We start from the raw sequence: 25,217 nt of genomic DNA on the forward strand, positions 1-25,217 counted from the left end.
CTCGGCTCATGAACCCAAAACAACGAAGGAGAAGCCTAGGAACTTGACCACCACCAACACGAGCGATACCTAAAGGCGGGTCACTTCTCGGCGCAAATCCCGGGTCAGCTCTCAGTGCAAATCAACACTCAGCCCTACATCGGAAACTGAAATTCGGCAAAAATTAACAGTTACGTACTTACGGCAACAGAGCCGTTGAACGCTAATGCTCCCCAATAACCAATGGGAGCGCTGCGCACAATGCAACGGTCAATCACACGGAACCGCACTGTAGCACCATCATTGCACAGGTGTGCCGATTCGTGTCGCGAGGTTGCCGTCGCCGATCGATATCAACGCCTGGACTCCGAACACAATTCATTGAGGAGAAGCAAGTATGTCACTACATCCAAAGGCGATGGCCATCGCAGCTTCGGCGATTTTGCTGTTCTGTGGCGGCATCACGCCCGTATGGTCTCAGGCACAAACGGCTGCGGCCCCGCCTGCCGCCGCGGTCGCTGAAGCACCCAAGCTGCTTTCGAACACCGAACTGCAAACGCTTGTCGCACGCATTGCGCTTTATCCGGATGACCTGGTGGCTCTGGTGCTGTCCGCTGCGCTCAATCCGCTGCAAATCGTGCAGGCCGAGCGTTTCCTCGAAGAAGCCAAGTCCAAGCCAGATCAAAAGCCGGATAAGTCTTGGGATGGCAGCATCATCTCGCTGCTCAATTACCCGACCGTTGTCAAAATGATGAATGACGACCTGAACTGGACCCAGCAACTCGGGACTGCCGTGGTAGACCAGCAGAAGGATGTCCTCGTTGCCGTACAGCAGCTGAGGGACAAGGCGGTTTCCCAAGGGGTGATCAAGTCCAATGACAAGATCATCGTGGAAAAGCAGAAGAGCAACGTTGTCATCCGTCCTGTCAAAAAGGAGGTGACCTACGTTCCGGAGTACGATCCGATTATCCTGACGAGCCCGACTTACGTCGCAGCGGCGCCAATCGTCTACGGCAGCCCGTATCCGTCCTATTACTATCCATATGCGCCTTACTGGGCAGGTTTCGTTACCGGTGTTGCCTTTGGCGCTGCCGTGGACTGGAACAACTGGCATTCGTGGGGAGGGAATGACGTCAATGTGAATGTCAACAATTTCAACCGCAATGATTTCCACTTTGACAAGAACAATATCAGCAACCTCAACTTTGACAGTGGCAAATTCAATTTCGACCGAAATTCCATCACCAATAATATCCGTCAGAACAACGGAAACCGCCTCGATCTGAAGGGCGGCGACCGCATCGGAAATACGGCGGGTTTCGCCGGCGCCGGCTCAAGAATTGGCAGTGCGGACGTTCGTCGCGACGTGCAGAGCGGCCTGAAGGAACGGGTTGGCGGAAACGTTGCAAATGACCGTGCGAACCGGGCGGCCACGCGGCCTGCCAACAGCAATATCGCCCGTCCCAACCCGGCCAAAGGCAATATTGCCGGCAACACCCGGCCCAGGCAAACAATTGCGGCTCGCGCCGACCATCGCCCAAGACAGCCAAGTGCATTCGGCAATTATGCTCCGGGCCATGAAGTCAGGCAATTCTCCCAGCGTGGCAATTTCAGCCGTAACTTCGGCGGCGGCGACAGGATTGGCGCGGGTGGTGGAGGCGTGAGGCATGGATTTGGCGGCGGCGGTCGTTTCCATCGCCGTTGACCATGATGAACCATCGCAGTTTCCTTTGAAGGATTTTGAAAAATGTCCAGACACGTTCTGAAAGCACTTTTTGCATCAACGCTCATCTCGATGGCTGTACCATCGTTCGCAGCCGAACCGTCATTGCAACGCTTTGTCGGCGCTGAAGCCTTGACCTTCAAGGACGCCGGCGAAGCGGTGGATGCCCTCAAGAAGGATCTTGAGACAAAGGATGTCGGCGCGCTGGCAAAATTATTGGGTCTTAACCCGGAAGAGGCAAAGAAATCGGACGATTTCGACGCGCGCCTGACTGAACTTCAGCAGGCATCCAAGGAACAAACCGCAATGGAAGACCGCGAGGACGGCGGCAAGGAAGTGGTCCTGGGAAATCTCGCCTGGCCATTCCCGTTTCCCTTGGTGAAGCACGATAGCGGCTGGCAGTTTGATACGCTTGCGGGCCTTGAGGAGGTCCTGGCGCGTCGTATCGGCGAAAACGAGCTCGAGGCAATCGACATATGCCGCAACGAAATCCTCGCGCAGGCGGCCTATGCACAAGTGGACCACGAGGGTGATGGCGTGCTCGAGTTCGCCCAGAAAATTATAAGCGACGAAGGCAAGCAAAACGGGCTCTATTGGAAATCGGCTGGAGGCGAAGAGAGCCCTGCCGGCAATCTGGGGGATGCCGCCAAAATCGAAGCCAGTGCTGGCTCGGACCACGGTTATTTCGGTTATCGATTCCGAATCCTCACGTCGCAAGGCAGCAACATTGCCGGCGGGAAGTACAGTTTCGTTATCAACGGCCACATGATTGCGGGACATGCCATGATCGCTTCACCGGCGGTCTATGGCGAGACCGGGATCATGACCTTTGTCGTCAGTCACCACGGTACCGTTTATCAAAAGGACCTTGGTCCGGACACCGCGAAGATAGTCAAAACAATAACCTCGTTCAATCCTGACAAAACATGGGAGCCTGTTGAGGACTGATTGTGGGTCCGCGGGATATCCAGGGCAGATATTAACTGTCGGGAGGCAACACACAATCAGAGCCGGGTGGAGCGAGCATGGTTCCACCCGGGCTCTGATTGTATATTGCCTCCCGATGACAAACCGTTCGCCTGAGAATCAAAGACCTGACAGGAACGGTGGAATCCGGAAATGTCGGCTTTTAAGCTCCTTACATGCTGCACTTGTGATAGGTGACATACATGTTGTCGCCAAACGGGTCGAAGCGCTGAAATTCTTCGGGGCCGACGATTTTAAAAGTAGCCGTGACATCGCTCTGGATCATTGAATCGGTGCATGAAAGCCGAGCGGACAAACGGTCTTTTTGTTTGCGCACGCTTTGGGTGGTGCATATCGCCATCGGCCCGGATACCTTGCTTCCGACGATCAGCAAGCCGGTTGTTGTTGAGGCGCCGCGGTCCTTGAACTCAATCTTTTTGCCGACTTTCTTGAATGTATCAGCGCAGTCGGTGCCGTTCATGGTCCACGCACCTTGCAATTCCTTCATCGAAGCCGCGATTACGCCGGATGTTAAACCAAGGCCTATCAGTCCGCTCAAGAGAAGGATTTTACCGGTTTTGCCTGACATCGAAGTTCTCCATGTTCATTTCGTCTGAAGACTAGGACAACGGCAATCCAACGAAAACACGGCCCGCTCGAATATACAGATTCGATACGGTAAATGTGCTGATGGCCGATGGCGATAAGTCACCCTCAAGCGATCATCGGATCAATGTCATCTTCGCGTCGTCCATGCGAACCAGACGGCGACAACGGCAAGGACAATTGCCAGGAAGCGGCGGATGAAACGCTCGCGGGATGGCTCGTTCAGGATCGCGCCCAGCGCGCTGGCGAGTATCACGATGGCGCAATGAATTGCCGTTGCGACCAAGAGGTAAATGGTTGTGAGCACCAAGGTTTGGCCGAGCGTGGGTGAGACGCCGTCGAGGAAGGTTGGTGAGACGGCAATGTATCAGCGACGTTGCGGCGAACGAAAATAATGTGCTTACGGGCAGTTCGTACAATGCCAAGCCGCTCATCACGTGTTGCCATGGCTCGCGTTTCGAGATTGCAATCCGCTGCGCTTCTCGAGCAATTTGCGCCAGAGGCCGCCCTCGAATGCCGAACTGATCTCTCGTGATGCGAGATAGGGGATCAGGACAAGCAGCATGATGAAGCTGGTGGCGAATATCTGGGGTGCCTTGCCAAGAAGGTCGGAAAGCGATGCGGCTATTGTCCTTCCATGGATGAGCCCCACGACAACCTCCTCGAGAATCGAGAGCACGATCAGCAGCGCCAGATAGAGCAGGGCCTTGGAGGCAATGACATTGATGATCCGGCGATCGCTGTAACGATCGCCCAGATGGACGGCATGCCCCAGCAGGATGAACTTGGCCAACAGCAAGGCCTTGAGGGCAGGGAGCCCGAACGGCCAGAACCCATCACCGGAACTGCCTACGATTGTGATCTTGTAGAGGATGATGGCACTCAGGCAAACGTAGAGATAAACAGCAAGAACGGCGAATTGCAGCAAGTCGCTCTTCAGTCGGGTGATAATCAAACTGGCGCTGATTGGCATGGTGGCCTCCTGATCGAAACCGGTTACCGCCGGATTGGCATTTGTCGGCTCCCGACATCGCAGTTGCCTCATTTCAGATAGTGCGCAACCAGGGCCGAAAGGGAAGCACGATACGGTAAATCAAGTGATCCGTGCTTCCAAACCGGATGCTGCCTTAATGGTTAATTTGCGTTAACTATAAAGTGCTTGACGCGACTCGGTTCTTTCAGCAGTTTACTTACGGTTTTAAGGGGTATCCTGCGATATAAGCGTTACACGTAAATCTGAATGTTAGTGCTGTTTTGCAGCGTTAAATCACCAGCGAGCGTTACCCTTTTTGGTATTTCTGTCGAATCGGCGCATCCTCATCCTGCGCTGATGCGATTCTATTGAACAGGCGCACAGGAACGATACGTGACTATGATGAATGCGGTACAGACAACTCAACCGGATGGCGCGCAATTGGCGGCTGTGCCACAGCCATCCGCTGCCTTGACCGCAGACCGGGCCATCGCTGCCGACGCAGAAATGCTGTCGGCGCAGTTGCAGGCGATGCGCAACCGACTGTTTCCGCCTACGGCCCAGAAGGCCCTGCGCAAATTCACCAGCGGCGAGGCGGCAAAGCTCATCGGTGTTTCCGACGGCTATCTGCGCCAGCTTTCCATTGCCGGCGAGGGGCCCCAGCCGGAAACCGGTGCCAATGGACGCCGGCTTTACTCGCTCGCCGAGATCAATGCGCTGCGCCATCATCTCGCTGACGCCGGCGGCCCGAAGGCCCGAACCTATCTGCCGCATCGCGATCCCTCGGCCAACGAACATATGCAGGTGATTGCGGTCACCAATTTCAAGGGCGGTTCCGGCAAGACCACGACGAGCGCGCACCTGGCCCAGCACCTCGCCATGGCCGGGTTTCGCGTCCTTGCAGTCGATCTTGACCCTCAGGCATCGATGTCGGCGCTGTTCGGCTACCAACCGGAACTCGATCTGACCGGCAATGATACGCTCTACGGGGCCATTCGCTATGACGGTGAACGGCGCCTGATGCGCGACATCATCCGCAAGACCTATTTTGACGGGCTCGATCTTATTCCCGGCAATCTCGAGCTGCAGGAATTTGAGCACACCACACCGCAAATGCTCGCCGACCGCCAGCATGGTGCGCAGCAGAGCATCGAACAGCAGCTGTTCTTTGCCCGGGTACAGGCGGCGCTGGATACGATCTCGGATGATTACGACGTGGTCGTCATCGATTGCCCGCCGCAGCTCGGCTTTTTGACGCTGTCGGCGCTTTGCGCCGCCACGTCGGTTCTCGTCACGGTGCATCCGCAGATGCTCGATGTGGCATCCATGAGCCAGTTCCTGTTCATGACGGCGGATCTTCTGGCCGTGGTGCGCGAGGCGGGCGGCGAACTCAATTTCGATTTCATGCGCTATCTCATTACCCGCTTTGAGCCCAATGACGCGCCGCAGCAGCAGATTGCCGGTTTCCTGCGCTCGCTCTTCGGCGATCGCGTGCTGACATCGGCCGTGGTGAAATCGACGGCGTTTTCCGACGCCGGCCTGACCAAGCAGACGCTTTATGAAGTTTCACGCGACAGTTTCACCCGGGCAACCTATGACCGGGCCATCGAATCGCTGTCCTCCGTCAATGCTGAAATCCAGGGCCTGATTTTCAAGGCCTGGAACCGGCCTGTGTGAGGCAAGCAAATGACTGACAAGAACCGCAGGGATCAACTCAAAGCTCTTTTCGGAACGGTGGATACGGCTCCCCAGCCGGAGCCGACGCCGCTCAATACGGCTCCGATGGACAACACTCCTCCTTCTGAGCAACCGAAGCAGCGCACGGCGTCCGGTGCCATCAAGGCTATGGGCCTTTCGCTCGGCGGTATCTCGCGTGAGCTGGAGGATGCCCGCAAGATTAGAGAAAGTCTCGAGGGAGCGGAACGGGTCATCGAGATTGATCCCCAGCTTATTGAGTATTCTTTTGTCGAAGACCGGTTGAGCCACGATTTCGGCCTTGACGAGACGTTCAGGGAACTGGTCGAGAGCATCAAGCTGAATGGCCAGCAGGTTCCCATTCTCGTTCGGCCGCATCCGGAGCGGAGGGGGTACTACCAGACCGCCTACGGCCATCGCCGCCTGCGGGCGGCGGCGGAACTCAAGCTGCCGGTGCAGGCGATTGTCCGTGAGCTGAGCGATGCCCAGCTTGTGGTGGCGCAGGGCAAGGAGAATGCCGAACGGCGCGATCTCTCCTTTATCGAACGGGCTTTCTTTGCCCGCAACCTGATAGACCGCGGTTTCAGCCGGTCGGTGGTGCAGGATGCCCTGGCTTTGCACAAAGCCGAGATGACCCGCTACCTCCAGGTCGTGGATGCCATTCCGAAGCCGATTTTGCAGGCCATTGGCCCTGCACCCAAAATCGGCCGGCCGCGCTGGGTCAAACTGGCTGATCTGTTGAAGAAGCCGGATGGCCGAACGGCAGCGCAGGAGATTGTGCAGCAGGACCATTTCAAGCTGCAGGGCAGTGACGGCCGCTTTGAAGCGGTGTTCGAGCGGCTGCTGGAGCTCAACAGGCCAGCTGCGGCAGCCAAAGCCGATCCTGCAGCTGCAAGGCATATACGCGACGGCAATGGTGATTTCATCGCCCAGCTTCTGAACAGCAAAAAGGAGCGGTCGATCAATTTTGCCGACACGGTTCCCGAGGGGTTCGTGGAGTTTGTGGCTGGCGAGTTAAATGGGCTTTTGCAGCGCTACAGGAGCGAGCAAAAAGCCTGAGACAGGCGTTATTCTGGTTTTGTGTAAGCGTTGAACGGAAAGAACAGAGAGAAGGAACAACGGCAAGAAAAAAGGCCCCCAGAACGTTACCGCTCCGGAAGCCCTCTTCAATGTAGCAATTTTAGAGAATCACTTCCTACCTGACTTGTCAAGCGTTGGACGCGTTCCGGCAACACCTTTCCCTTGCCTCAATTTGAGGTAGAGAAAATGACTGATCGTTTTGCAACGACGCCATTTGGCGGGCGATCGCTGTCGCATGCCATGTTCGCGGTGCAGGAAAAGACAGCCCGTGCCCGTGAAAAACTGGCCGGTAGCGATGCCAATCACCCGGAAAAATGGGCGCTGCTGCGGGAATTGACGCAGGCGCGCGCGGCATTCTTCCTGTCGGATCGCACCATTGCCGTGCTGGAAGCCCTTCTGAGCTTCTATCCCGAGACCTTGCTCGACGGAAGCGCACCGCTGGTCGTGTTTCCGTCCAATGCGGAGCTATCCATGCGCACGCGTGGCATGTCGTCCGCGACCATTCGCCGGCATCTTGCCGCGCTTGTCGAAGCGGGATTGATCATCCGGCGCGACAGCCCCAATGGCAAACGCTATGCCCGGCGCGGGGAAGGCGGGGAAATCGAGCATGCATTCGGGTTCGACTTGTCGCCCCTGGCACTGCGCGCCGATGAAATCAGGGAACATGCGGCCGCGGCACGGGATATGGAGCGCGCCATTCATCGCGTCCGCAGCGAAATCACCATCCATCTGCGCGATGTCTCGAAGACCATTGACGCCGGACTGAGCGAGGAACGTCCAGGCGCGTGGGAAGCCTATGCGGATGAACTGGCCGCCCTTTCAGGGCGCGTCAGCCGGCATCTGCCATTGGAGACCATGAAAACAAGGCGGGATGCGCTTGCGGATCTGCGTAGCAAGGTCGAAAAAGCCTATCTCGACACACTTTCAAACGAAGAAATGAGCGGCACTGACTCTTCTTCTGAGCACCATATTCAGAATTCAAATATAGACCACCATTTTGAAAGGGCTTCCGAAAAAAGCCAGAAACGAACGGCAGCGCCTGAAACGGAAGAAAACCATAAGGCAGAAGCCGGGCGCAGCCAGGCAATGTCAAAAATGCGCCAGCGGTTGCTGGATGCCAAACTGAAACGGGCGCAGCACAGTGATGCCTGGCCGGGGGATTTGGCCGCCGGGCCGGTGAAGACCGCGGCGCTGCCGTTGGGTGCCGTCCTGGAAGCCTGCCCGCAAATCCGGGATTATGCCCGCAATGACATCGGGGATTGGCGTGATCTGATGCAGACCGCCGGTCTGGTCCGCTCCATGCTCGGTATTTCGCCGGACGCCTGGGAAAGGGCGCGTGAAACCATGGGGGATATCAACGCTTCCATCACCATTGCCGCAATATTGGAGCGGGCCGGCGAAATTCGCTCACCCGGCGGATATCTGCGCGCGCTGACCGACAGGGCCGAAATTGGCCAGTATTCGGTCATTCCGGTGATCAAGGCACTCAATGGGGAGGGGCGGGCATAGGCGTGGACAGCGAAAAGGGGCGCGCGAGCACCCCTGATCCAGCATTTTTGCGCCTCAGATCAACGAGAGGTGAGATCGTCAGGCAAATCGCGGTTGTGGAACTCCTTGAAAACAGTCCGCAGCGTTCCATTGGCGAAATTGGTCTTTACCCAGGTGTTGAGCCAATCCTGCAACGGCTTTTCACCCTTCGGCAGAGCGATACCCAGATTGGTTTCCTTCTGGGTGAATTTGAGTTCAAGCGGATTGCTGGTGCGTTTCTTGTTCAGGCCGCCCAGCACAGCCGACTGGCTGGAGATGATGTCGACCTGACCGGATACGGCTGCGGTGATCAGGGTCGCATCGTCTTCGAAGCGTACGATTTGGGCACCGGGCGCATTCTGGGTGATGTCCATGTCATTTGTCGTGGCGCGGGTAACACCGATGCGCTTGCCGGCGAGATCGGCGTAATTCTTGATCTCGACGTTCTTGGGCGCGGCGACAATCAGGCTCAGCGTGGCATAGGGAACGGAATAGTCGATCGCCTTCTTGCGCTCCTCGGTAATGCCGAGTGCGGAGACGACCATATCCGCCTTTCCGGTCTGGACGGTCGGTACACGGGCGGCATTGGTAATCTCGACCAGATCCAGTTTGACGCCGAGGTCCTTGGCAATGAGCCGGGCGGTCTCGACATCGGAGCCTGTCGCTTTCAGATCGCTGTCGACATAGGAATATTCCGGGCTGCCCATGGCGACAGCAATGCGCACCTTTCCGGATTTCTTGATATTTTCAAGTACGTCGGCTTGCGCCACCGTTGCGGCTATCATGAGTGCCGCGGCGGCGGCTGCCACTTTCATCATCGTTTTCATGTTCTCTCTCCCAGTTGATTCAGTCACACCGGTTTTGACCGGATTTGCAGTCACAGGCCGTTTGCCAGGAACTCCTTCAATTCCTGCGTTTCCGGCCGTACGAGCATGTCACCGGTACCGGTCTCCCAGACCCGGCCGGTATTCATGTAAATGACGCGGTTGGCGACCTTGCGGGCAAAGGCCATTTCATGGGTGACGACGATCATGGTCATTCCACCCTTGGCCAGATCTTCCATCACGCGCAGAACTTCGCCCGTCAGTTGCGGATCGAGCGCCGAAGTCACCTCGTCGAACAGCATCACTTTGGGCTGCATGGCGAGCGATCGGGCAATCGCCACGCGCTGCTGCTGGCCGCCGGACAGTTGTTCGGGATAGGCTTCGATTTTCTCGATCAGTCCAACCTTGGCGAGAACGGATTTTGCCGTCTCGAACGCCTCGGCGCGGCCGATGTTCTTGACGCGGCGCAACGCGAGCATGATGTTTTCCGCAACGTTCATGTGCGGAAACAGATTGTAGCTCTGAAACACCATGCCCACGTCCTGGCGCAAGGTCCGGATATTCAGCTCCGGGGATTCCACGCGGTGGCCGCAGACTTCGATGCTCCCGCCCTGAATGGATTCAAGCCGGTTGATGCAGCGCAGCGCTGTGCTCTTGCCCGATCCGGATTGGCCGATGAGCGCCACCACTTCTCCCGGTGCCACATCGAAGGATACGCCTTTCAGAACTTCGACGGAGCCGAAACGCTTGATCACTTCATGGAGTTTAACGGCGGCCGACATTGAGTTTCCTCTCGAGAGAACGGCTCCAGACCGACAGCGGATAGCAGACGCAGAAGTAGAAGGCGGCGGCGATGCCAAAGATGAGAAAGGGCTGGAAGAGCGAATTGTTGATGACTTGCGCGGCACGGGTCAGCTCGACAAAGCCGACAACGGAGGCAAGCGAGGTATTCTTGACGAGCTGGACCATGAAACCCACCGTTGGCGGGGTGGCGATGCGCATGGCCTGCGGCAGGATGACATCCACAAGCACCTGCCACCGGGTTAGGGCGAGACATTCGGCCGCTTCAAACTGGGTGCGTGGTACGGATTCGATGCATCCGCGCCAGATCTCACCAAGATAGGCGCTGGAATAGATCATCATGCCGACACCGGCAGCCATCAGCGGCGGCAATTCAATGCCAATGACGCCGAGGCCGAAATAGATGACGAACATCAGGATGAGAAGCGGCGTTCCCTGAATGATCTGGACATAGACGAGGGACAGCCGTCGCAGCCACCGCATCGTCGAGGTGCGCGCGAGCATGACAAAGAACCCCGCGACGCCGCCAAGCGCAAAAGCGAGTGCGGAAAGGACCACGGTCCAGACGAGCCCGTGCAGCAGGTAGACGAGATGATTTATGGTGAAACCGTCGGTCATGGCAGCGTCCTCACAGGGGTGTTCCCAGCTTGCGGCGGCGCGGAAAGATCGCGAGTGCGATCGCGTGAAATCCGAAGCGCAGCAGATAGGTGATGACGAGATAGATCGCGGCGATGACGATGTAGGTCTCGAACGAGCGGAAGGTGTAGGACTGGATATTGTTGGCGACACCCGTCAGATCTTCCGCCGATATCTGTGATGTGATCGACGTTGACAGCATCATCAGGATGAACTGGCTGGTCAGGGCCGGATAAACGCGCTCGATTGATGGCATAAGGATGATGTCGCGATAAATCTGGAATCGGGAGAGCCCAAGCGCTTCGGCCGCTTCGATCTGGCCGGGGTGTACGGCCTCCATGCCTGCCCGCACGATTTCGGCGGTATAGGCTCCGACATTGATCACCATGGCGAAAACCGAGGCGAAAAACACCGGCATGGTCAGGCCTATCGACGACAATCCGAAGAAAATGAAGAATATCTGGACGATAAACGGCGTGTTGCGGACGATCTCGATGTAAATGCCGACGGCGAGACGCAACCAGGGATAGGCGCTGCGCCGCGCGATTGCGCAGAGTACCCCGATGACGAGCCCGATGGCCACCGCGACAACCGTCATCTCGATTGTCGTGACCGCGCCCTGAAGAAAGCTTTGCCAGTAGGGGAGGAGCGCTTCGAAATCGAACTGATAATGCATGGCGCTTTTCCCGCTCTATCGTGCCAGCCAGCCGCCGTCGACGGGCAGCACGGTTCCATGGACGTAATCGGAGGCGCGGGAAGCCAAAAACACCGCCGCACCGCCAATATCCGAGGGATCGCCCCAGCGGCCAGCCGGGATCCTGGCCAGAATCTGGGCGTTGCGGTCCTGATCGTCCCGGAGCGCTGTCGTATTGTTGGTGACGAAATAGCCGGGGGCGATGGCATTGACATTAACGCCCTTCGCGGCCCATTCGCATGCCAGGAGCCTGGTGATTCCGGCCAGCCCGCTCTTGGAAGCGGTGTAGGAGGGGATGCGGATACCGCCCTGAAACGACAGAAGCGATGCAATATTGATGATCTTGCCCTGTCCGGCGGCAATCATGTGCCGGCCGGCGGCCTGGGCGAGGAAGAAAGCCGATTTGAGATTGGTGTCCATGACCGCATCCCAATCGGCTTCCGTAAAGTCGACGGCGTCATTGCGGCGGATGATGCCGGCGTTGTTGACGAGGATATCCAATCGCCCGAAGGCTTTTTGTGTTTCCTCGACAATGGAGGCGACGGGCGCGATGGTGCCGAGATCGGCTCTTATTTCATGGAAACCTGCACCCGCTTTTTCAACGAAGGAACGGGTTTCGTCCATGGACGAGCGGCCAACCGCGGCGATGGATGCACCCGCCTCGGCAAGCGCGACCGCGATGCCCTGGCCAATGCCGGTATTGGCGCCGGTAACAATGGCAATTTTGCCGGAAAGATCAAAAAGCTGTGTCACCGATGTCACCGCAGCGCACCGATGGGGATATGATCCATATCCGTGAAGCTCTTGTTGTCGCCGCCCATGGCCCAGATGAATGCGTAGTTGGAGGTGCCGACGCCGGAATGGATGGACCAGCCGGGCGAGATGATCGCCTGCTCGTTGGCAACGACGAGATGACGCGTTTCGGAAGGGTCACCCATCATGTGGAATACGCGCTGATCGTTGGCGAGATCGAAATAGAGATAGGCTTCGGAGCGCCGGTCGTGGGTGTGCGCGGGCATCGTGTTCCACATATTGCCGGGATCAAGCTGGGTCAGGCCCATCACCAGCTGGCAGCTGTCGCAGACCTCGGGATGAATGTACTGGAATATCGTGCGCTTGTTTGAGGTCAGTTGGTCACCCAACTGGATATGCTTCGCCCGTTCCGGCCTGATGAGCGTGCTCGGATGGGCGGCGTGGGCCGGCGTCGAGAGCAGATAGAATTTTGCCGGGTTCGCCGGATCGGCGCTTTCAAACACCACGTCCGCCACGCCTTTGCCGATATAGAGACAATCCCGCGGGTCGAGGACATGAACGGTGCCATCCAGTGTCACACGGCCGCTGCCGCCAATGTTGATGACACCCATTTCGCGCTGGGCAAGGAAGAATTCCTGGCCGATCGGCGTCGGTGCCGTCAATGTCAGCGGTTTGCTGGCGGGCAGGGCACCGCCAATGACAAGACGGTCGACATGACTGTAGGTCAGTACGATTTCATCGGTTTCAAAAATGCTTTCAATCAGAAAGTGGCGGCGCAAATCGTCCGTGCCGTAGGCACGCACGGCGTCGGGATGGGAAACCTGTCTGACTTCGATTTTCATGTCTTACCTTTGTGTGTTTTCTGTATTGCGCCCGTCCGCGCATCATTCGTCGTCGATGAAGTAACTGGGATTGATATTGCGCATCTCCTTCACCTCGTTGAGCATTTGCCCGAGATGAAAGCCCATGGCTTCGACGGCATGCGCGGTGTCGTGCCGGCGGATACCGTCGAGAATGGCTTCGTGCTCGACAATGACGCGGGTCAGGCGGCCGCGTTGCGGCAGGGTCAGACGCCGGTAGCGGTCGATCTGCATCTTCACCTGCTGGATGACATTCCAGATGCCAGGAAACCCAGCTATGGCATTGATCTGCAAATGAAAACTCGTATCTGCCTGATGGAAAAGCTCGTTGTCTGGGACGGCTTCAGCCAGGGCTAGTTCGGTGATGCTGGCCTCAAGACGCTTGATATCGGCGGCGTCGGCCTGTTCGGCGGCAAGCCGTACGGTGGTTTCTTCCAGCGATTTGCGGATGAGAATGGCTTCGTAGAGGGCGCGGCGCGGAATGCGCGCCACGAATGTTCCCGATTGCGGAAAAATATCGATCAGGCCGTCATCGGCGAGCCGCAGGACAGCCTGATGGACGGGCGTGCGGCTGACGCCGAAATGCGCCGCGATGTCCTTCTCGGAGACAGGCTCCATCGGTTTGCGGCGGAGGGAAATGATATCCTCGAGCAGTTCCTTGTAGATATGGGTTGCCGCACGCGGTGTCGCCGCGCGCTGTTGCACATAGGCGGTCTGCGAGGATGAAAGCGGATGCGTCCGGTCGCGCTTTCTATCGGTATCATTGGTTTTTCTGTCGTCCGTAAGCATGCTGCCCGTCCTTTGTCCTGCGGTTGTCGCCCGTCGCTTCTGGCAATTATCCCATTCGTATTGACGGATTTCCCCTGGCGTTTCGCAAGCCAAAATCTCAATTGAAATATAAATATTCTAATATTTCAGTTTTGACAAGACGTGGAAAACTGGTTGTGCACAGGGCAGGCCCGCAGCGGTGGCGTGCGCCCAAGCCGCATGTGCCCAGGCTCCATGTGCCCGGCAGAGGCGTTGACGGCCCTTCCATTACCGGTTAGTGAAATTGGTTATGAAAATTGCAATGGTTCTCGTGGTGGTGCGATCGCGCATGGGCAGGATGGTTTGACCATCCGGCGTTAAGCACCCATGCGCGGCAAACAGGCTCCTGACGGGGCCTTTTTTTACGCCCGAATTTCACCGGCAGCCCCGTCGAACCCGCCCTTTCCAACCATTGCAACAAGGAACTGCCATGACAGGCAAATACACCGATGAATCCGCGCGTGCGCCCATGACCGGGGCAGAGATCGTTCTCGAGGCACTGCGTGACAACGCGGTCGAACACATTTTCGGCTATCCGGGGGCAGCGGTGCTGCCCATCTATGACGAGATCTTCCAGCAAAGCGCGATCAGGCACATACTGGTGCGCCATGAGCAGGGCGCCGGGCATGCCGCGGAAGGCTATGCCCGTTCGACGGGCAGGGTTGGCGTCATGCTGGTCACATCGGGGCCGGGCGTGACCAATTCCGTCACGCCTCTGCAGGATGCCCTGATGGATTCCATTCCCATCGTGTGCCTGTCCGGACAGGTGGCGACCACGCTGATCGGCTCCGATGCGTTCCAGGAATGCGACACCGTCGGCATCACGCGGCCATGCACGAAGCACAACTGGCTGGTCACCGACGTCAACGATCTGGCCGCCACTATCCACGAGGCCTTCCGCATCGCGCGATCGGGGCGTCCCGGGCCGGTGCTGGTGGATATGCCGAAGGATATCCTGCTTGCCAGCGGTTATTACACCGCCCGATCTGCGGTTGAGGAGAGGGAGAGCTATCGTCCGACGACAGCGGGTGATGATGCACAGATACAGGCAGCAATTGCGCTTCTGGCGAAAGCCCGCAAGCCCGTCATTTATACGGGCGGCGGCGTGATCGGATCCGGACCGGCGGCATCAGTCTCGCTGCGTGCGTTTGCCGAGCTGACCGGCTTTCCCGTCACCTCGACGCTGATGGGGCTTGGCGCATATCCGGCATCGGGGCCGAACTGGCTGAAGATGCCGGGCCTGCACGGCTCCTATGAGGCCAATATGGCCATGCACGATTGTGATGTCATGCTGTGCATCGGTGCGCGTTTTGATGACCGGGTAACAGCGCGTATCGACGGATTTTCGCCGAAATCGAAGAAAATCCACATCGATATCGATCCTGCGTCCCTCAACAAGATCGTCGCGGCCGACATTGCCATTCGGGGCGATGTCGGCCGTGTTCTCAGCGAGATGCTGCGTCTCTGGCGGGCTCTGCCGGTTCAGCCGGATCAGCGGCGGCTGCGGGACTGGTGGCAGACGATCAATCGGTGGCGGGCCCGCGAATCCTTCTCCTATGCGATGGACCACGCAGCCATCATGCCGCAATACGCGCTCGAGCGTCTTCATGCGTTGACCAGGGATCGCGATACCTACATCACCACGGAAGTGGGGCAGCATCAGATGTGGGCGGCGCAGTTCTACGGCGTGGAGAGCCCCAACCGCTGGATGACATCGGGCGGGCTTGGCACGATGGGCTATGGCCTGCCGGCCGCAATCGGGGTGCAGATCGCTCACCCCGAAAGTCTCGTGATCGATATTGCCGGGGACGCATCGATCCAGATGACCATGAAGGAGCTGTCGACAGCGATCCAGTACGACGCACCGGTCAAGGTATTCATTTTGAACAACGAGCATATGGGGCTGGTCCGGCAATCGCAGGAGATCTTGCACGGCAACCGTCTCGCGCACTCCTATTCGGCAGCCCTGCCCGATTTCGTGAAGGTGGCCGAAGCGTTTGGCGCCGTCGGCCTGCGCTGCGACAGACCCGATGCGCTGGATGATGCGATCCAGGAAATGATCGATGTCAAACGGCCGGTGCTGCTTGATTGCCGGGTCGCCAGACTGGAAAACTGTTTCCCGATGATCCGGCCCGGCCGCGCGCACAATGACATGCTGTTGCCGGATGAGATCACCGGCGCGTCCTTCCGCGGGCCGGTCGATCCAGCCAGCCAGGGCTTGGTGTAGCCGCTTCGGTTATCGTTCCGGAAGCGAAGACGCAGCGCCGCGGGCGTTGCGTCTTTTCCCGTTGCCGCCTTGCGGCCATAGCGTTCAAAAAAAATCGAAGCGCCATTTGACAAGGGCGCGCTTCCATGCTGAATTGGCACAATGGTCCAACCAATTAAACAGGGCATTTCGTGATCAACCCGATTCTTTCACCGGTGCAGACATCATCCCGCGACGACGCGGTGCTGAATGCATTGGTGGATTTCGTTGCCAGCGAAGGGTTGAAGCCAGGAGACCGCCTGCCGACGGAGCGGCTGCTGGCGGAATATCTGAAAGTCAGCCGGACGACCGTGCGTGAAGCGCTGACACGCTGGCAGGAACTCGGACTTGTCGAGCGGCGGCAGGGCAGCGGAACCTATCTGCGCTCGGCCGTGACCCGCAACATGCTGCACATGCCGCTGACACTGCCGTCCGGCAATGATTTCAACAGCCTGATGCATACGCTGGAAATTCGCCGCGGGCTCGAGGCGGAAGCGGCCGTTCTGTGCGCCGAGCGGGCAAGCGATGACGACATCGCCTTTATCGAGAAAAAACTGGTCGTCATGGAAGAAGCCTTTCATGCCCGCGCCGGTATGTCTTCGGAGGAAGACTGGGATTTCCATCTGGCGATCTTCCAGACATCGGGCAATCCGCTGTTCGAACAGATCATTGCCGCGATGTATGAAATGTTTCACCGGTTCTGGGAGCATCCGCTTGGCGTGCGCGACTTTGGTCATGCCAGCTTTCCCTATCACCGTACCCTTTTCAACTGCATCGCGGCCCGTGATCCCGTGGGCGCGCGCGCCGAGGCATTGAAACTGATCGCCACGGTTGAAGATGACCTTCGACGCGGCGCTGCAAATCTCAGGAAACAGAGCAAGACATGAACGACAATCCCTTTTTCTATGATCAGGACCTCATGGCCCAGGCGGCGACACTGCTTGCCCATGACGAGCCATTTCCCGGCGGGTCTGTCGTTCCGCCCATCTATCAGACATCGCTGTTCACATTCGAAAACTATGCGGATATGGCCGATACCTTTGCCGGCCGCAAACGCCAGCCGATCTATTCACGCGGCGACAATCCGACAGTCATGGAATTTGAAAGCAAGATTGCGGCGCTGGAAGGCGCGGAGGCCGCCCGGGCATTCTCCAGCGGCATGGGCGCGATCAGCGCCACCGTGCTGGCCTTTGTCGGGGCAGGGGACCGGATCGTCGCCGTGCGCAACTGTTATGGCGACGCCTACCGCCTGTTCGAGCGCCTGTTGCCGCATCTCGGCATCAAGGTCGATTATGTCGACGGTTCCGATCCGGATGCAGTTGCCGCAGCACTTCCCGGCGCCCGGCTGCTCTATCTGGAAAGCCCGAGCTCCATGATGTTCGAGCTGCAGGATATTGCCCATTACGCGCAACTGGCCAAGCAGCATGGTGTCGTCACCACCATCGACAATTCCTATGCGACGCCGCTGTTCCAGAAGCCGATCAGCCATGGCATTGATCTTGTTCTGCATTCCGCCTCGAAATATCTCGGCGGGCACAGCGATACCGTGGCTGGCGTGGTGGCCGGATCGCGTGAAATGATCGACCGCATCAACGGCCGCACCTATTCCTATCTCGGCGCAAAGCTTTCGCCCTTCGAGGCATGGCTGTTGCTGCGCGGGTTGCGCACGCTGACATTGCGCCTGCCGCACCACATGAAGAGCGGTCTGACCATCGCTGAACGGCTGAAAGGGCGGGACGACGTCGAGCGCGTCATTCACCCGGCCTATTCCAACCATCCTGGTAAGGCAACGCTTACGGGATACACCGGGCTGTTTTCCTTCGAGGTGACCGAGGATGTCGACGTGCCGGCGTTTGTCGATGCGTTGAAGCTGTTTCGCATCGGCGTCAGCTGGGGCGGTCACGAGAGTCTTGTCGTTCCGGCGATGGCCTCGTTGCAGCAGACGCCGGACGCCAATTCCATCGGGCGCTTCGGTGTCAGCCCGCGAACCATCCGTCTGCATGTGGGACTTGAAAATGTAGAGGAGCTCTGGGCCGACCTTGTGAATGCCCTGGACAAAGCAAAACGCTAATCAGAAAACCAAGTGGGAGCATAAAATGCAAAAAAGAATGGGAACATTTCTCGCCGGTGCCATGGCGGCATTGGCCATGACCGTATCGTCAGCCTTTGCTGATACGACCATCAAGATGGTCGAAGTGATCACCAGTCCGCCGCGCACGGAACTGCTGAAAAAGCAGATCGCGGGCTTCGAGAAGGCCAATCCGGGAGTCAAGGTGGAACTGGTCTCGCTGCCCTGGGGACAGGCTTTCGAAAAATTCCTGACGATGGTTCAGGCGGGCGATACGCCTGATATCGTCGAAATGCCGGAACGCTGGCTCGGACTCTATGCCAACAATGGCCAGCTTGAGGATCTTGGAGCCTATGTTGCGAAATGGAAGGACGGCGGCTCGCTCGGCGAGCGTGCGAAGCAGTTCGGTTCCGTGGTCGACCACAAGCAGTACATGATCCCCTACGGCTATTATGTCCGCGCCATGTTCTGGAACAAGAAGCTGTTTGCCGAAGCCGGGCTCAAGGAAGCGCCAAAGACGCTCGATGAGTTCATGGAAGCCAACAAGAAGATTTCCGCGATCAAGGGCAAGTATGGCTACTGCCTGCGCGGCGGTCCCGGCGGCTTCAATGGTGTCCAGATGTTCATGAACATTGCCAATGGCAAGGGCGCGTACTTCAATGCCGATGGCACGGCGACGTTGAACGAGCCGGGCTCGGTCAAGGGTCTCGAAATGCTCGCCGAGATCTACAAGAAGGGCTATGCGCCGAAGGACAGTGTCAGCTGGGGTTTCAATGAAATTGTCACCGGCTTCTACTCCGGCACATGCGCCATGCTCGACCAGGACCCGGATGCCCTGATCGGTATTGCCGAGAAGATGAAGAAGGAAGATTTCGGCGTGGCACCGATGCCGACCGGACCGAGCGGCAAGTCCTATCCGACACTCGGTTATGCCGGATGGGCCATGTTTGCCAACTCCAAAGTCAAGGATGACGCCTGGAAGCTGATGGGCACGCTGCTGGCACCGGAAGACAATCTGGAATTCGCCAAGAATGTCGGCGTCTTGCCGATCCACAACGGTGCGGACAAGGATCCCTATTTCGGCTCGGAAAGCTTCAAGGGCTGGTTCCAGGAGCTGAGCGATCCGAAGACGTTCGAGTTCGTGACACCGCCGACGCATCTGGAAAATCTCGGCAACTTCTACGATTCCGTATCGGTGAAGAATTTCCAGGAAGTGCTGCTTGGCCAGAAGACAGCCAAGCAGGTTGCGGATGACTGGTCTGCATTCCTGACCGAGCAGCAGCAGGCCTGGATGGCCAAGAACAAGAAATAACTCGACCGGATGCCCTGGCGCCAACGACGCCGGGGCATTTTTCTCATGACTTTCGCCAATCCGGGAATCCGGTGGCGAGGGACGGGGAACTGTTTGCAAAAGAGGGGCCAGAAACATGGCAATGCAATCCACCGCGGCATTGACGCCGCAACAGGAGAGAAGGGCAAGCAGCAAGCGCCGCTTCAGCGCTGCTTTCGAGCCGTGGTTTTATCTCAGTCCGGCGCTTGTCCTGCTGCTTGTCGTTCTGGTGGTTCCGCTGATCTTCGGCGTCAGCTATTCCTTCCGCAAGTTCTCGGCGTTCAAGTCGGACTATGTCGGGCTGGCCCAGTACAAGGCTTTGCTGTCCGACCCGGTTCTCGGACAGGCCCTGATGAACACGTTGTGGTGGACGGTTGCCAGCCTGTTCCTCCAGTTCTTTCTCGGACTGGGGCTGGCTCTGCTGCTCGACCGGCCGTTTTTCGGCAAGAAGGTCGTGCAGGCGATTGTCTTCCTGCCATGGGCAGTGCCGTCTTTCCTCTCCGGGTTGACCTGGGCCTGGCTGTTCAATCCTATTGTCGGCCCGTTGCCGCATTGGCTTTTTGCGCTCGGCCTCAAGTCCGAGCCCACGAATATTCTTTCCGATCCCGCCACCGCCATGTGGGGCCCGATCATCGCCAATGTCTGGTTCGGCGTGCCGTTTTTCGCCATTACCCTGCTGGCGGCGTTGAAATCCATTCCATCGGAGCTGCATGAAGCGGCGGCGATCGATGGCGCAAACCCGTGGCAGCGTTTCACCAGGGTAACGCTGCCGTTCCTGGCGCCGACCATCGCCATCACCGTCATGCTGCGGACGATCTGGATCGCCACTTTCGCCGATCTCATCTACGTCATGACCGAGGGTGGCCCGGCCGGTTCGACCAATACGGTTGCAACCTACATCTATGTCAGCGCCTTCAAGACCCTGGACAAAGGCTATGCTTCGGCTGTCGCCGTGCTGCTTCTGGCGCTTCTCATCCTCTATGCGGTTGTGCTCATCCGCATCCGCCGCTCGCTTGTGAGGTATTCCTGATGATTGCCGGTCGTTCCCGCAAAGCCCGAATTTTAGGAAGCATCGGCCTTTATGGCGCCGTTGCCGCCTACGTCATTTTCGCGCTGTTTCCGCTGTTCTGGACGCTGAAGATTTCCGTCACCCCGCAATCGCTCCTGTATTCCGAAGGCATCACGCTGTGGCCGTCGTCGGCGACCTGGGAGAATTACAAGACCGTTCTGCGCGCGACCGACTTCCCGCGTTATTTCCTCAACAGCGTGATTGTCTCTGTCATAACAGCCGTGCTCGTCACCGTCATTGCCTCTGCCGCAGGCTATGCCATGTCGCGCTTCTCATTCCGCGGCAAAACCACCGTGGCCGTGACGCTGCTGCTCACGCAGACTTTCCCGCTGGTGATGGTCATTCCGCCGATCTATCGCATCATGGGTGAGCTCGGGCTGACCAATAGCCTGACCGGGCTGATCATCATCTACACGGCGTTCAACATCGCCTTCGCCACCTTCCTGATGCAGTCGTTCTTTGATGGCATTCCCAAGGACCTGGAGGAGGCTGCGATGATCGATGGCTGCAGCCGCAGCCAGGCGCTGCGCCGGGTCATCATTCCGCTCACCCTGCCGGGCATGGGCGCAACGCTCGGCTTCGTTTTCACCGCTGCATGGAGCGAACTGCTCTTCGCCCTCATGCTGATCAGCAGCGACAGCCAGAAAACCTTTGCCGTCGGCCTTTTGACCTTCATCGGCAAGTTTGCCGTCGACTGGGGGCAGATGATGGCGGCCTCGGTGCTGGCGCTCATACCGGCCTGCCTGTTCTTCGGCTTCTTGCAACGCTACCTCGTGACCGGCCTGACCGCCGGTGCCGTCAAGGGATAATCGAAAGAGATAAGCTCATGGCTTCCGTCACCATTACCAATGTTCAGAAAAACTATGGCGCGATGAATGTGTTGTCAGCGGTGGACCTTTCCATTGCCGATGGCGAGTTCGTGGTGCTCGTCGGCCCGTCCGGATGCGGCAAGTCGACCCTGCTGCGCATGATCGCCGGGCTGGAGGAAATCTCCGCCGGGGAAATCCGTATCGGCGAGCGTGTCGTCAATGACGTCGCACCGAAGGATCGCGATATCGCCATGGTGTTCCAGTCCTACGCGCTTTATCCGCATATGGATGTGGCATCCAACATGGGTTTCAGCCTGCTGTTGCGCAAAACCGCCAAGGATCTGGTTTTCGACCGTGTCGGCGCGGCTGCCAAGCGGCTCGGTCTCGACCTCTTCCTGCAGCGCCTGCCGCGCCAGCTCTCCGGCGGCCAGCGCCAGCGCGTGGCCATGGGCCGTGCGATTGTGCGCGATCCCCAGGTGTTTCTCTTCGATGAGCCATTGTCCAATCTTGACGCAAAATTGCGCGTGCACATGCGCACGGAAATCAAGGCGCTGCATCAGCAGCTGAAGACAACATCCGTCTATGTCACCCATGATCAGGTGGAAGCCATGACCATGGCCGACCGCATCGTGGTGATGCATGACGGGGTGATCCAGCAGGTCGGCACACCACTCGAACTGTACGACCATCCAGCCAACCTCTTTGTCGCAGGCTTCATCGGATCGCCCGGCATGAACTTCCTGCCGGCAGTGGTCAACCGCAGCGGTGCCACGGTTGAGGCGCAGCTCGGTGACGGCCAGACAATTGCCCTCAATGCAAAACTGCCCATCGAGGACGGCGAGCGGATAACCCTCGGTATCCGCCCGGAAAACATCGAAGTCGGCAGTTCGGACGCGTTGGAAGTCAAGATCCAGGTCATTGAACCTTTGGGGCTGTCGACCCAGTTCTACACGACCCTGGCTGATGTGCAGGTCTGCATCTATGCAATGGGCCGGACGGACCGCAAGCCGGGGGACACCATGCGCATCGGAATCCGGGCCAGCGACGTGCACGTTTTCAACCCGGCAACCGGGCAAAGGATCGATCCGGCAGCCTGACGCGGAAACATGGCCCTGCCGGTCTTTCAGGCGAGGAATTATTTTTCCTTGTATTGGGCATTTGTGGTATTAAATTCACAAATTCGCGTTTGGTGACAGCGAATAGTGCCTGTGCATGCTTAGGACAAAGTGACATTTTCCAATCATCCGCCGAAAGGCTTGGAAACTCAGGATGGAAACAAAAAATGAACTGGCTCAAATCCCTACTCGTCGTTGGCGCTCTGCAGGCTTTGGCAATTGTGCCGATGCAAACCCAGGCGCAGGCGCAATCCAACCTTGAACAGATCAAGACGGCCGGCGTGCTCAAGATCGGCACGGAAGGCACCTATGCGCCGTTCACCTATCACGACACCGCGGGCAAGCTGGTTGGCTTCGATGTGGAAATCGGCGAAGCCATTGCCAAGAACCTTGGCGTGAAAGCCGAGTTTCTCGAAGGCAAGTGGGACGGCCTGATCGCGGGGCTCGATGCCAAGCGCTATGACACGGTCATCAACCAGGTCGGTATCACCGAAGCGCGCAAGGCGAAGTATGATTTTTCCGAGCCCTACATCGCCTCCAAGGCCGTGCTGATCACCAAGGGTGACAACACGGACATCAAGTCTTTTGCCGATCTGAAGGGCAAGAAATCCGCGCAGTCGCTGTCGAGCAATTTCGGCAAGATTGCCCAGAGCAATGGCGCGGAGCTTGTCGGCACCGATGGCTTTGACCAGTCGATCCAGCTCCTGCTCAGCGGCCGTGCCGATGCGACGGTCAATGACAGCCTGTCCTTCCTCGATTTCAAGAAGCACAAGCCGGACGCCAATGTGAAAATCGCAGCAACTCAGGACAATGCCGATTTCTCCGGCATCATCATCCGCAAGGGTGAACCGGACCTGCTTGCCGCGATCAACAAGGCGCTTGCAACCATCAAGGCCGACGGGACATACAAGCAGATCGCCGACAAGTATTTCGGCCAGGACGTTTCGAAGTAAGGCTGTTTACGCCCGGAAAAAAGTACGCTCTAACAGGGCAGGGGGATCACACTCCCTGCCTTTTCTTTTGAGGGAGATGCAGCCTTGTCCCATTGGCTGACACTGATGCTTGAATCTCTCGGGCCGCTCCTGTGGGCCGGGCTGATTTTCACCATTCCGTTGACGCTCTTGTCTTTCGTGCTCGGGCTGACTGTCGGTCTGATCGCGGCACTCGTCCGGCTGTTTGCGGCCTGGCCCTTCGTGGCTGTCGTCAAGTTCTACGTCTGGATCATCCGCGGCACGCCGCTGCTGGTGCAACTGTTCCTGATTTTCTACGGGCTCCCCAGTGCCGGCATCGTGCTCGACGCTTTTACCGCGGCCCTGATCGGCTTCACCCTCAATATCGGCGCCTATACGTCGGAAATCCTGCGTGCCGTGATTTCATCCGTACCGCGCGGGCAGTGGGAGGCAGCTTATTCCATCGGGATGACCTGGTCGCAGGCCATGCGCCGCACCATCCTGCCGCAGGCGGCGCGCGTGGCAGTGCCACCGCTGTCGAACACGTTCATTTCCCTTGTCAAGGACACATCGCTGGCCGCCGCCATTACGGTGCCTGAAATGTTTCAGGCGGCGCAGCGCATCGTTGCCACCACCTATGAACCGCTGATCCTCTATGTGGAGGCGGCGATCATCTATCTGATCCTGAGTTCTGTCCTTTCTTCCCTGCAGGCGCGGCTCGAACAGCGTCTCAATCGTTATGGCGGATTTCTGGAGGCACGGTCATGATGATTGAACTGAAGCATATCGAGAAGCGTTTCGGCGATCTGACGGTCCTGAAGAATGTGTCTCTGAGCATTGCCGAGGGCTCGGTCATGGCGCTTGTCGGACCCTCCGGCGGTGGCAAGAGCACGCTGCTCCGCTGCATGAATCTTCTGGAAATTCCAACTTCCGGTTCCGTGGAGATTGACGGTGACCGGCTGGATTTCCAGCCTGGTGTCAAGGTGACCACCAAGTCCATCCAGCTGGTGCGCCGGCATTCGGGCATGGTGTTCCAGAACTTTCAGCTGTTTCCGCATCGCACCGTGATCGAGAACGTGACGGAGGGGCTGACGACCGTTCTGAAATGGCCGAAGGAGAAGGCGCGGGAGCGGGCCATGGCGCTGCTCGACAAGGTTGGCCTTGCGCACAAGGCAGAGGTATGGCCGTCAACCCTCTCCGGCGGGCAACAGCAGCGCGTCGCGATTGCGCGCGCGTTGGCGCCATCGCCGAAAATCCTGCTCTGCGACGAGCCGACATCGGCGCTCGATCCTGAACTCTCGGGTGAAGTCGTCGACGTGCTTGCCCAGCTCGCTCGTGAGGGAACGACCATGGTCATGGCAACGCATGATCTGCGCTTGGCCTCGCGCATTGCCAATCAGGCCATCGTGCTCGATGGCGGCGTGATCGTGGAGACCGGCACGTCGCACGACATCTTCACCCAGCCGAAGCAGGAACGCACCAAGCGCTTTATCGCGACGCTGACCCATGAGGGCCATATGCATGGCGAGGGTATCTGAGGGCAAAGCCGTTTGAAATGGAATGTACCCAAGATCGCCATCATGTGGCAGCAAGGTTGAAATGTCGCTTGTTGTGCAAAGTTAAAATGTCATCCTGACAGATGCCGAGGCTCATCGACGGGCAGGGCGGAGACCTCGATATCGCAGCTCTGCCCGGCGACAGTGAATA

Annotated in this window: 25 protein-coding genes; 15 read left to right on the plus strand and 10 right to left on the minus strand. The window is 58.1% G+C overall.

The features are described 5' to 3' along the window. The first annotated feature begins 376 nt into the window (after window positions 1-376). Together J1W56_RS25300 and J1W56_RS25305 are read left to right on the plus strand one after the other, a co-directional pair. Window positions 377-1,684: a DUF3300 domain-containing protein gene (locus tag J1W56_RS25300; RefSeq protein WP_223616052.1), complete on the plus strand. Its 1,308-nt coding sequence runs from the start codon at window positions 377-379 to the stop codon at window positions 1,682-1,684. 42 nt (window positions 1,685-1,726) lie between these two features. Continuing rightward, window positions 1,727-2,650 carry a DUF2950 domain-containing protein gene (locus J1W56_RS25305; RefSeq protein ID WP_223616053.1) on the plus strand — a complete coding sequence of 308 codons (924 nt, stop codon included), beginning with the start codon at window positions 1,727-1,729 and terminating at the stop codon, window positions 2,648-2,650. A 190-nt stretch (window positions 2,651-2,840) separates the two neighbouring features. Here J1W56_RS25305 and J1W56_RS25310 read toward each other — a convergent pair whose 3' ends face one another. The 3 genes from J1W56_RS25310 to J1W56_RS25320 form a co-directional block, all read right to left on the minus strand. Beyond that, a complete protein-coding gene (locus J1W56_RS25310) occupies window positions 2,841-3,257 on the minus strand; it encodes a hypothetical protein (RefSeq protein WP_223616054.1) in 417 nt (138 codons plus the stop codon). Between the two features lie 147 nt (window positions 3,258-3,404). After that, window positions 3,405-3,581, minus strand: a complete 177-nt coding sequence (locus tag J1W56_RS25315; RefSeq protein ID WP_223616055.1) for a hypothetical protein — start codon at window positions 3,579-3,581, stop codon at window positions 3,405-3,407. A gap of 126 nt (window positions 3,582-3,707) precedes the next feature. Then, complete coding sequence (locus J1W56_RS25320) at window positions 3,708-4,247, minus strand: hypothetical protein (protein WP_223616056.1); 540 nt, start codon at window positions 4,245-4,247, stop codon at window positions 3,708-3,710. 393 nt (window positions 4,248-4,640) lie between these two features. Here J1W56_RS25320 and repA point away from each other — a divergent pair, with 393 nt between their 5' ends. From repA to repC, 3 genes are all read left to right on the plus strand, one after another. Continuing rightward, complete coding sequence (repA, locus tag J1W56_RS25325) at window positions 4,641-5,924, plus strand: plasmid partitioning protein RepA (RefSeq protein WP_404928898.1); 1,284 nt, start codon at window positions 4,641-4,643, stop codon at window positions 5,922-5,924. Window positions 5,925-5,933: 9 nt separating this feature from the next. Then, a complete protein-coding gene (gene repB / locus J1W56_RS25330) occupies window positions 5,934-7,001 on the plus strand; it encodes a plasmid partitioning protein RepB (RefSeq protein WP_223616057.1) in 1,068 nt (355 codons plus the stop codon). 207 nt (window positions 7,002-7,208) lie between these two features. Next, on the plus strand, window positions 7,209-8,531 hold the full coding sequence (repC, locus tag J1W56_RS25335; protein WP_223616058.1) for a plasmid replication protein RepC: 1,323 nt from the start codon (window positions 7,209-7,211) through the stop codon (window positions 8,529-8,531). A gap of 59 nt (window positions 8,532-8,590) precedes the next feature. On the opposite strand, the gene J1W56_RS25340 is transcribed toward repC, so the two are convergent. Genes J1W56_RS25340 through J1W56_RS25370 form a run of 7 tightly spaced genes read right to left on the minus strand, consistent with a single transcriptional unit; the run spans window position 8,591 to window position 13,906 of the window. Beyond that, entirely contained in the window at window positions 8,591-9,376 is a 786-nt protein-coding gene (locus J1W56_RS25340) for a transporter substrate-binding domain-containing protein (protein WP_223616059.1), read from the minus strand. Window positions 9,377-9,426: 50 nt separating this feature from the next. Further along, entirely contained in the window at window positions 9,427-10,155 is a 729-nt protein-coding gene (locus J1W56_RS25345) for an amino acid ABC transporter ATP-binding protein (RefSeq protein WP_223616060.1), read from the minus strand. Next, a complete protein-coding gene (locus J1W56_RS25350) occupies window positions 10,139-10,792 on the minus strand; it encodes an amino acid ABC transporter permease (RefSeq protein WP_223616061.1) in 654 nt (217 codons plus the stop codon). Before J1W56_RS25350 ends, J1W56_RS25345 begins: the two co-directional genes overlap by 17 nt. A gap of 10 nt (window positions 10,793-10,802) precedes the next feature. After that, window positions 10,803-11,486: an amino acid ABC transporter permease gene (locus tag J1W56_RS25355; RefSeq protein ID WP_223616062.1), complete on the minus strand. Its 684-nt coding sequence runs from the start codon at window positions 11,484-11,486 to the stop codon at window positions 10,803-10,805. Window positions 11,487-11,501: 15 nt separating this feature from the next. Next, complete coding sequence (kduD, locus tag J1W56_RS25360) at window positions 11,502-12,257, minus strand: 2-dehydro-3-deoxy-D-gluconate 5-dehydrogenase KduD (protein WP_223616063.1); 756 nt, start codon at window positions 12,255-12,257, stop codon at window positions 11,502-11,504. Window positions 12,258-12,262: 5 nt separating this feature from the next. Then, window positions 12,263-13,099 (minus strand): 5-dehydro-4-deoxy-D-glucuronate isomerase, encoded by an 837-nt coding sequence (kduI, locus tag J1W56_RS25365; protein WP_223616064.1) that lies wholly within the window; start codon window positions 13,097-13,099, stop codon window positions 12,263-12,265. 42 nt (window positions 13,100-13,141) lie between these two features. After that, entirely contained in the window at window positions 13,142-13,906 is a 765-nt protein-coding gene (locus tag J1W56_RS25370; protein WP_223616065.1) for a GntR family transcriptional regulator, read from the minus strand. 448 nt (window positions 13,907-14,354) lie between these two features. On the opposite strand from J1W56_RS25370, the gene J1W56_RS25375 reads away from it, so the two are divergent. The 10 genes from J1W56_RS25375 to J1W56_RS25420 all read left to right on the plus strand — a co-directional run bounded on the left by J1W56_RS25375 (window position 14,355) and on the right by J1W56_RS25420 (window position 25,048). Next, complete coding sequence (locus tag J1W56_RS25375; protein WP_223616066.1) at window positions 14,355-16,151, plus strand: acetolactate synthase 3 large subunit; 1,797 nt, start codon at window positions 14,355-14,357, stop codon at window positions 16,149-16,151. A 170-nt stretch (window positions 16,152-16,321) separates the two neighbouring features. Then, entirely contained in the window at window positions 16,322-17,056 is a 735-nt protein-coding gene (locus tag J1W56_RS25380) for a FadR/GntR family transcriptional regulator (RefSeq protein WP_374042715.1), read from the plus strand. Then, window positions 17,053-18,240, plus strand: coding sequence for a PLP-dependent transferase (locus J1W56_RS25385; RefSeq protein ID WP_223616067.1), 1,188 nt, complete (start codon window positions 17,053-17,055; stop codon window positions 18,238-18,240). The genes J1W56_RS25380 and J1W56_RS25385 overlap by 4 nt, the downstream gene beginning before the upstream one ends. A gap of 25 nt (window positions 18,241-18,265) precedes the next feature. Beyond that, entirely contained in the window at window positions 18,266-19,549 is a 1,284-nt protein-coding gene (locus tag J1W56_RS25390) for an ABC transporter substrate-binding protein (protein WP_374042714.1), read from the plus strand. Between the two features lie 121 nt (window positions 19,550-19,670). Continuing rightward, the gene (locus tag J1W56_RS25395) at window positions 19,671-20,597 is read left to right on the plus strand and encodes a carbohydrate ABC transporter permease (protein WP_374042717.1); all 927 of its coding nucleotides are present in this window, start codon (window positions 19,671-19,673) and stop codon (window positions 20,595-20,597) included. After that, window positions 20,597-21,445, plus strand: coding sequence for a carbohydrate ABC transporter permease (locus J1W56_RS25400; RefSeq protein ID WP_223616069.1), 849 nt, complete (start codon window positions 20,597-20,599; stop codon window positions 21,443-21,445). The genes J1W56_RS25395 and J1W56_RS25400 overlap by 1 nt, the downstream gene beginning before the upstream one ends. Window positions 21,446-21,462: 17 nt before the next feature. Then, entirely contained in the window at window positions 21,463-22,542 is a 1,080-nt protein-coding gene (locus J1W56_RS25405) for an ABC transporter ATP-binding protein (RefSeq protein WP_223616070.1), read from the plus strand. A 185-nt stretch (window positions 22,543-22,727) separates the two neighbouring features. Continuing rightward, window positions 22,728-23,513, plus strand: a complete 786-nt coding sequence (locus tag J1W56_RS25410; protein ID WP_223616071.1) for an amino acid ABC transporter substrate-binding protein — start codon at window positions 22,728-22,730, stop codon at window positions 23,511-23,513. An 84-nt stretch (window positions 23,514-23,597) separates the two neighbouring features. After that, window positions 23,598-24,278, plus strand: coding sequence for an amino acid ABC transporter permease (locus J1W56_RS25415; protein ID WP_223616072.1), 681 nt, complete (start codon window positions 23,598-23,600; stop codon window positions 24,276-24,278). Continuing rightward, window positions 24,278-25,048, plus strand: a complete 771-nt coding sequence (locus tag J1W56_RS25420) for an amino acid ABC transporter ATP-binding protein (protein ID WP_223616076.1) — start codon at window positions 24,278-24,280, stop codon at window positions 25,046-25,048. Before J1W56_RS25415 ends, J1W56_RS25420 begins: the two co-directional genes overlap by 1 nt. The last annotated feature ends 169 nt before the right edge of the window (window positions 25,049-25,217 follow it).

The organism is Phyllobacterium calauticae, assembly GCF_019991125.1.
Taxonomy (GTDB): domain Bacteria; phylum Pseudomonadota; class Alphaproteobacteria; order Rhizobiales; family Rhizobiaceae; genus Phyllobacterium; species Phyllobacterium calauticae.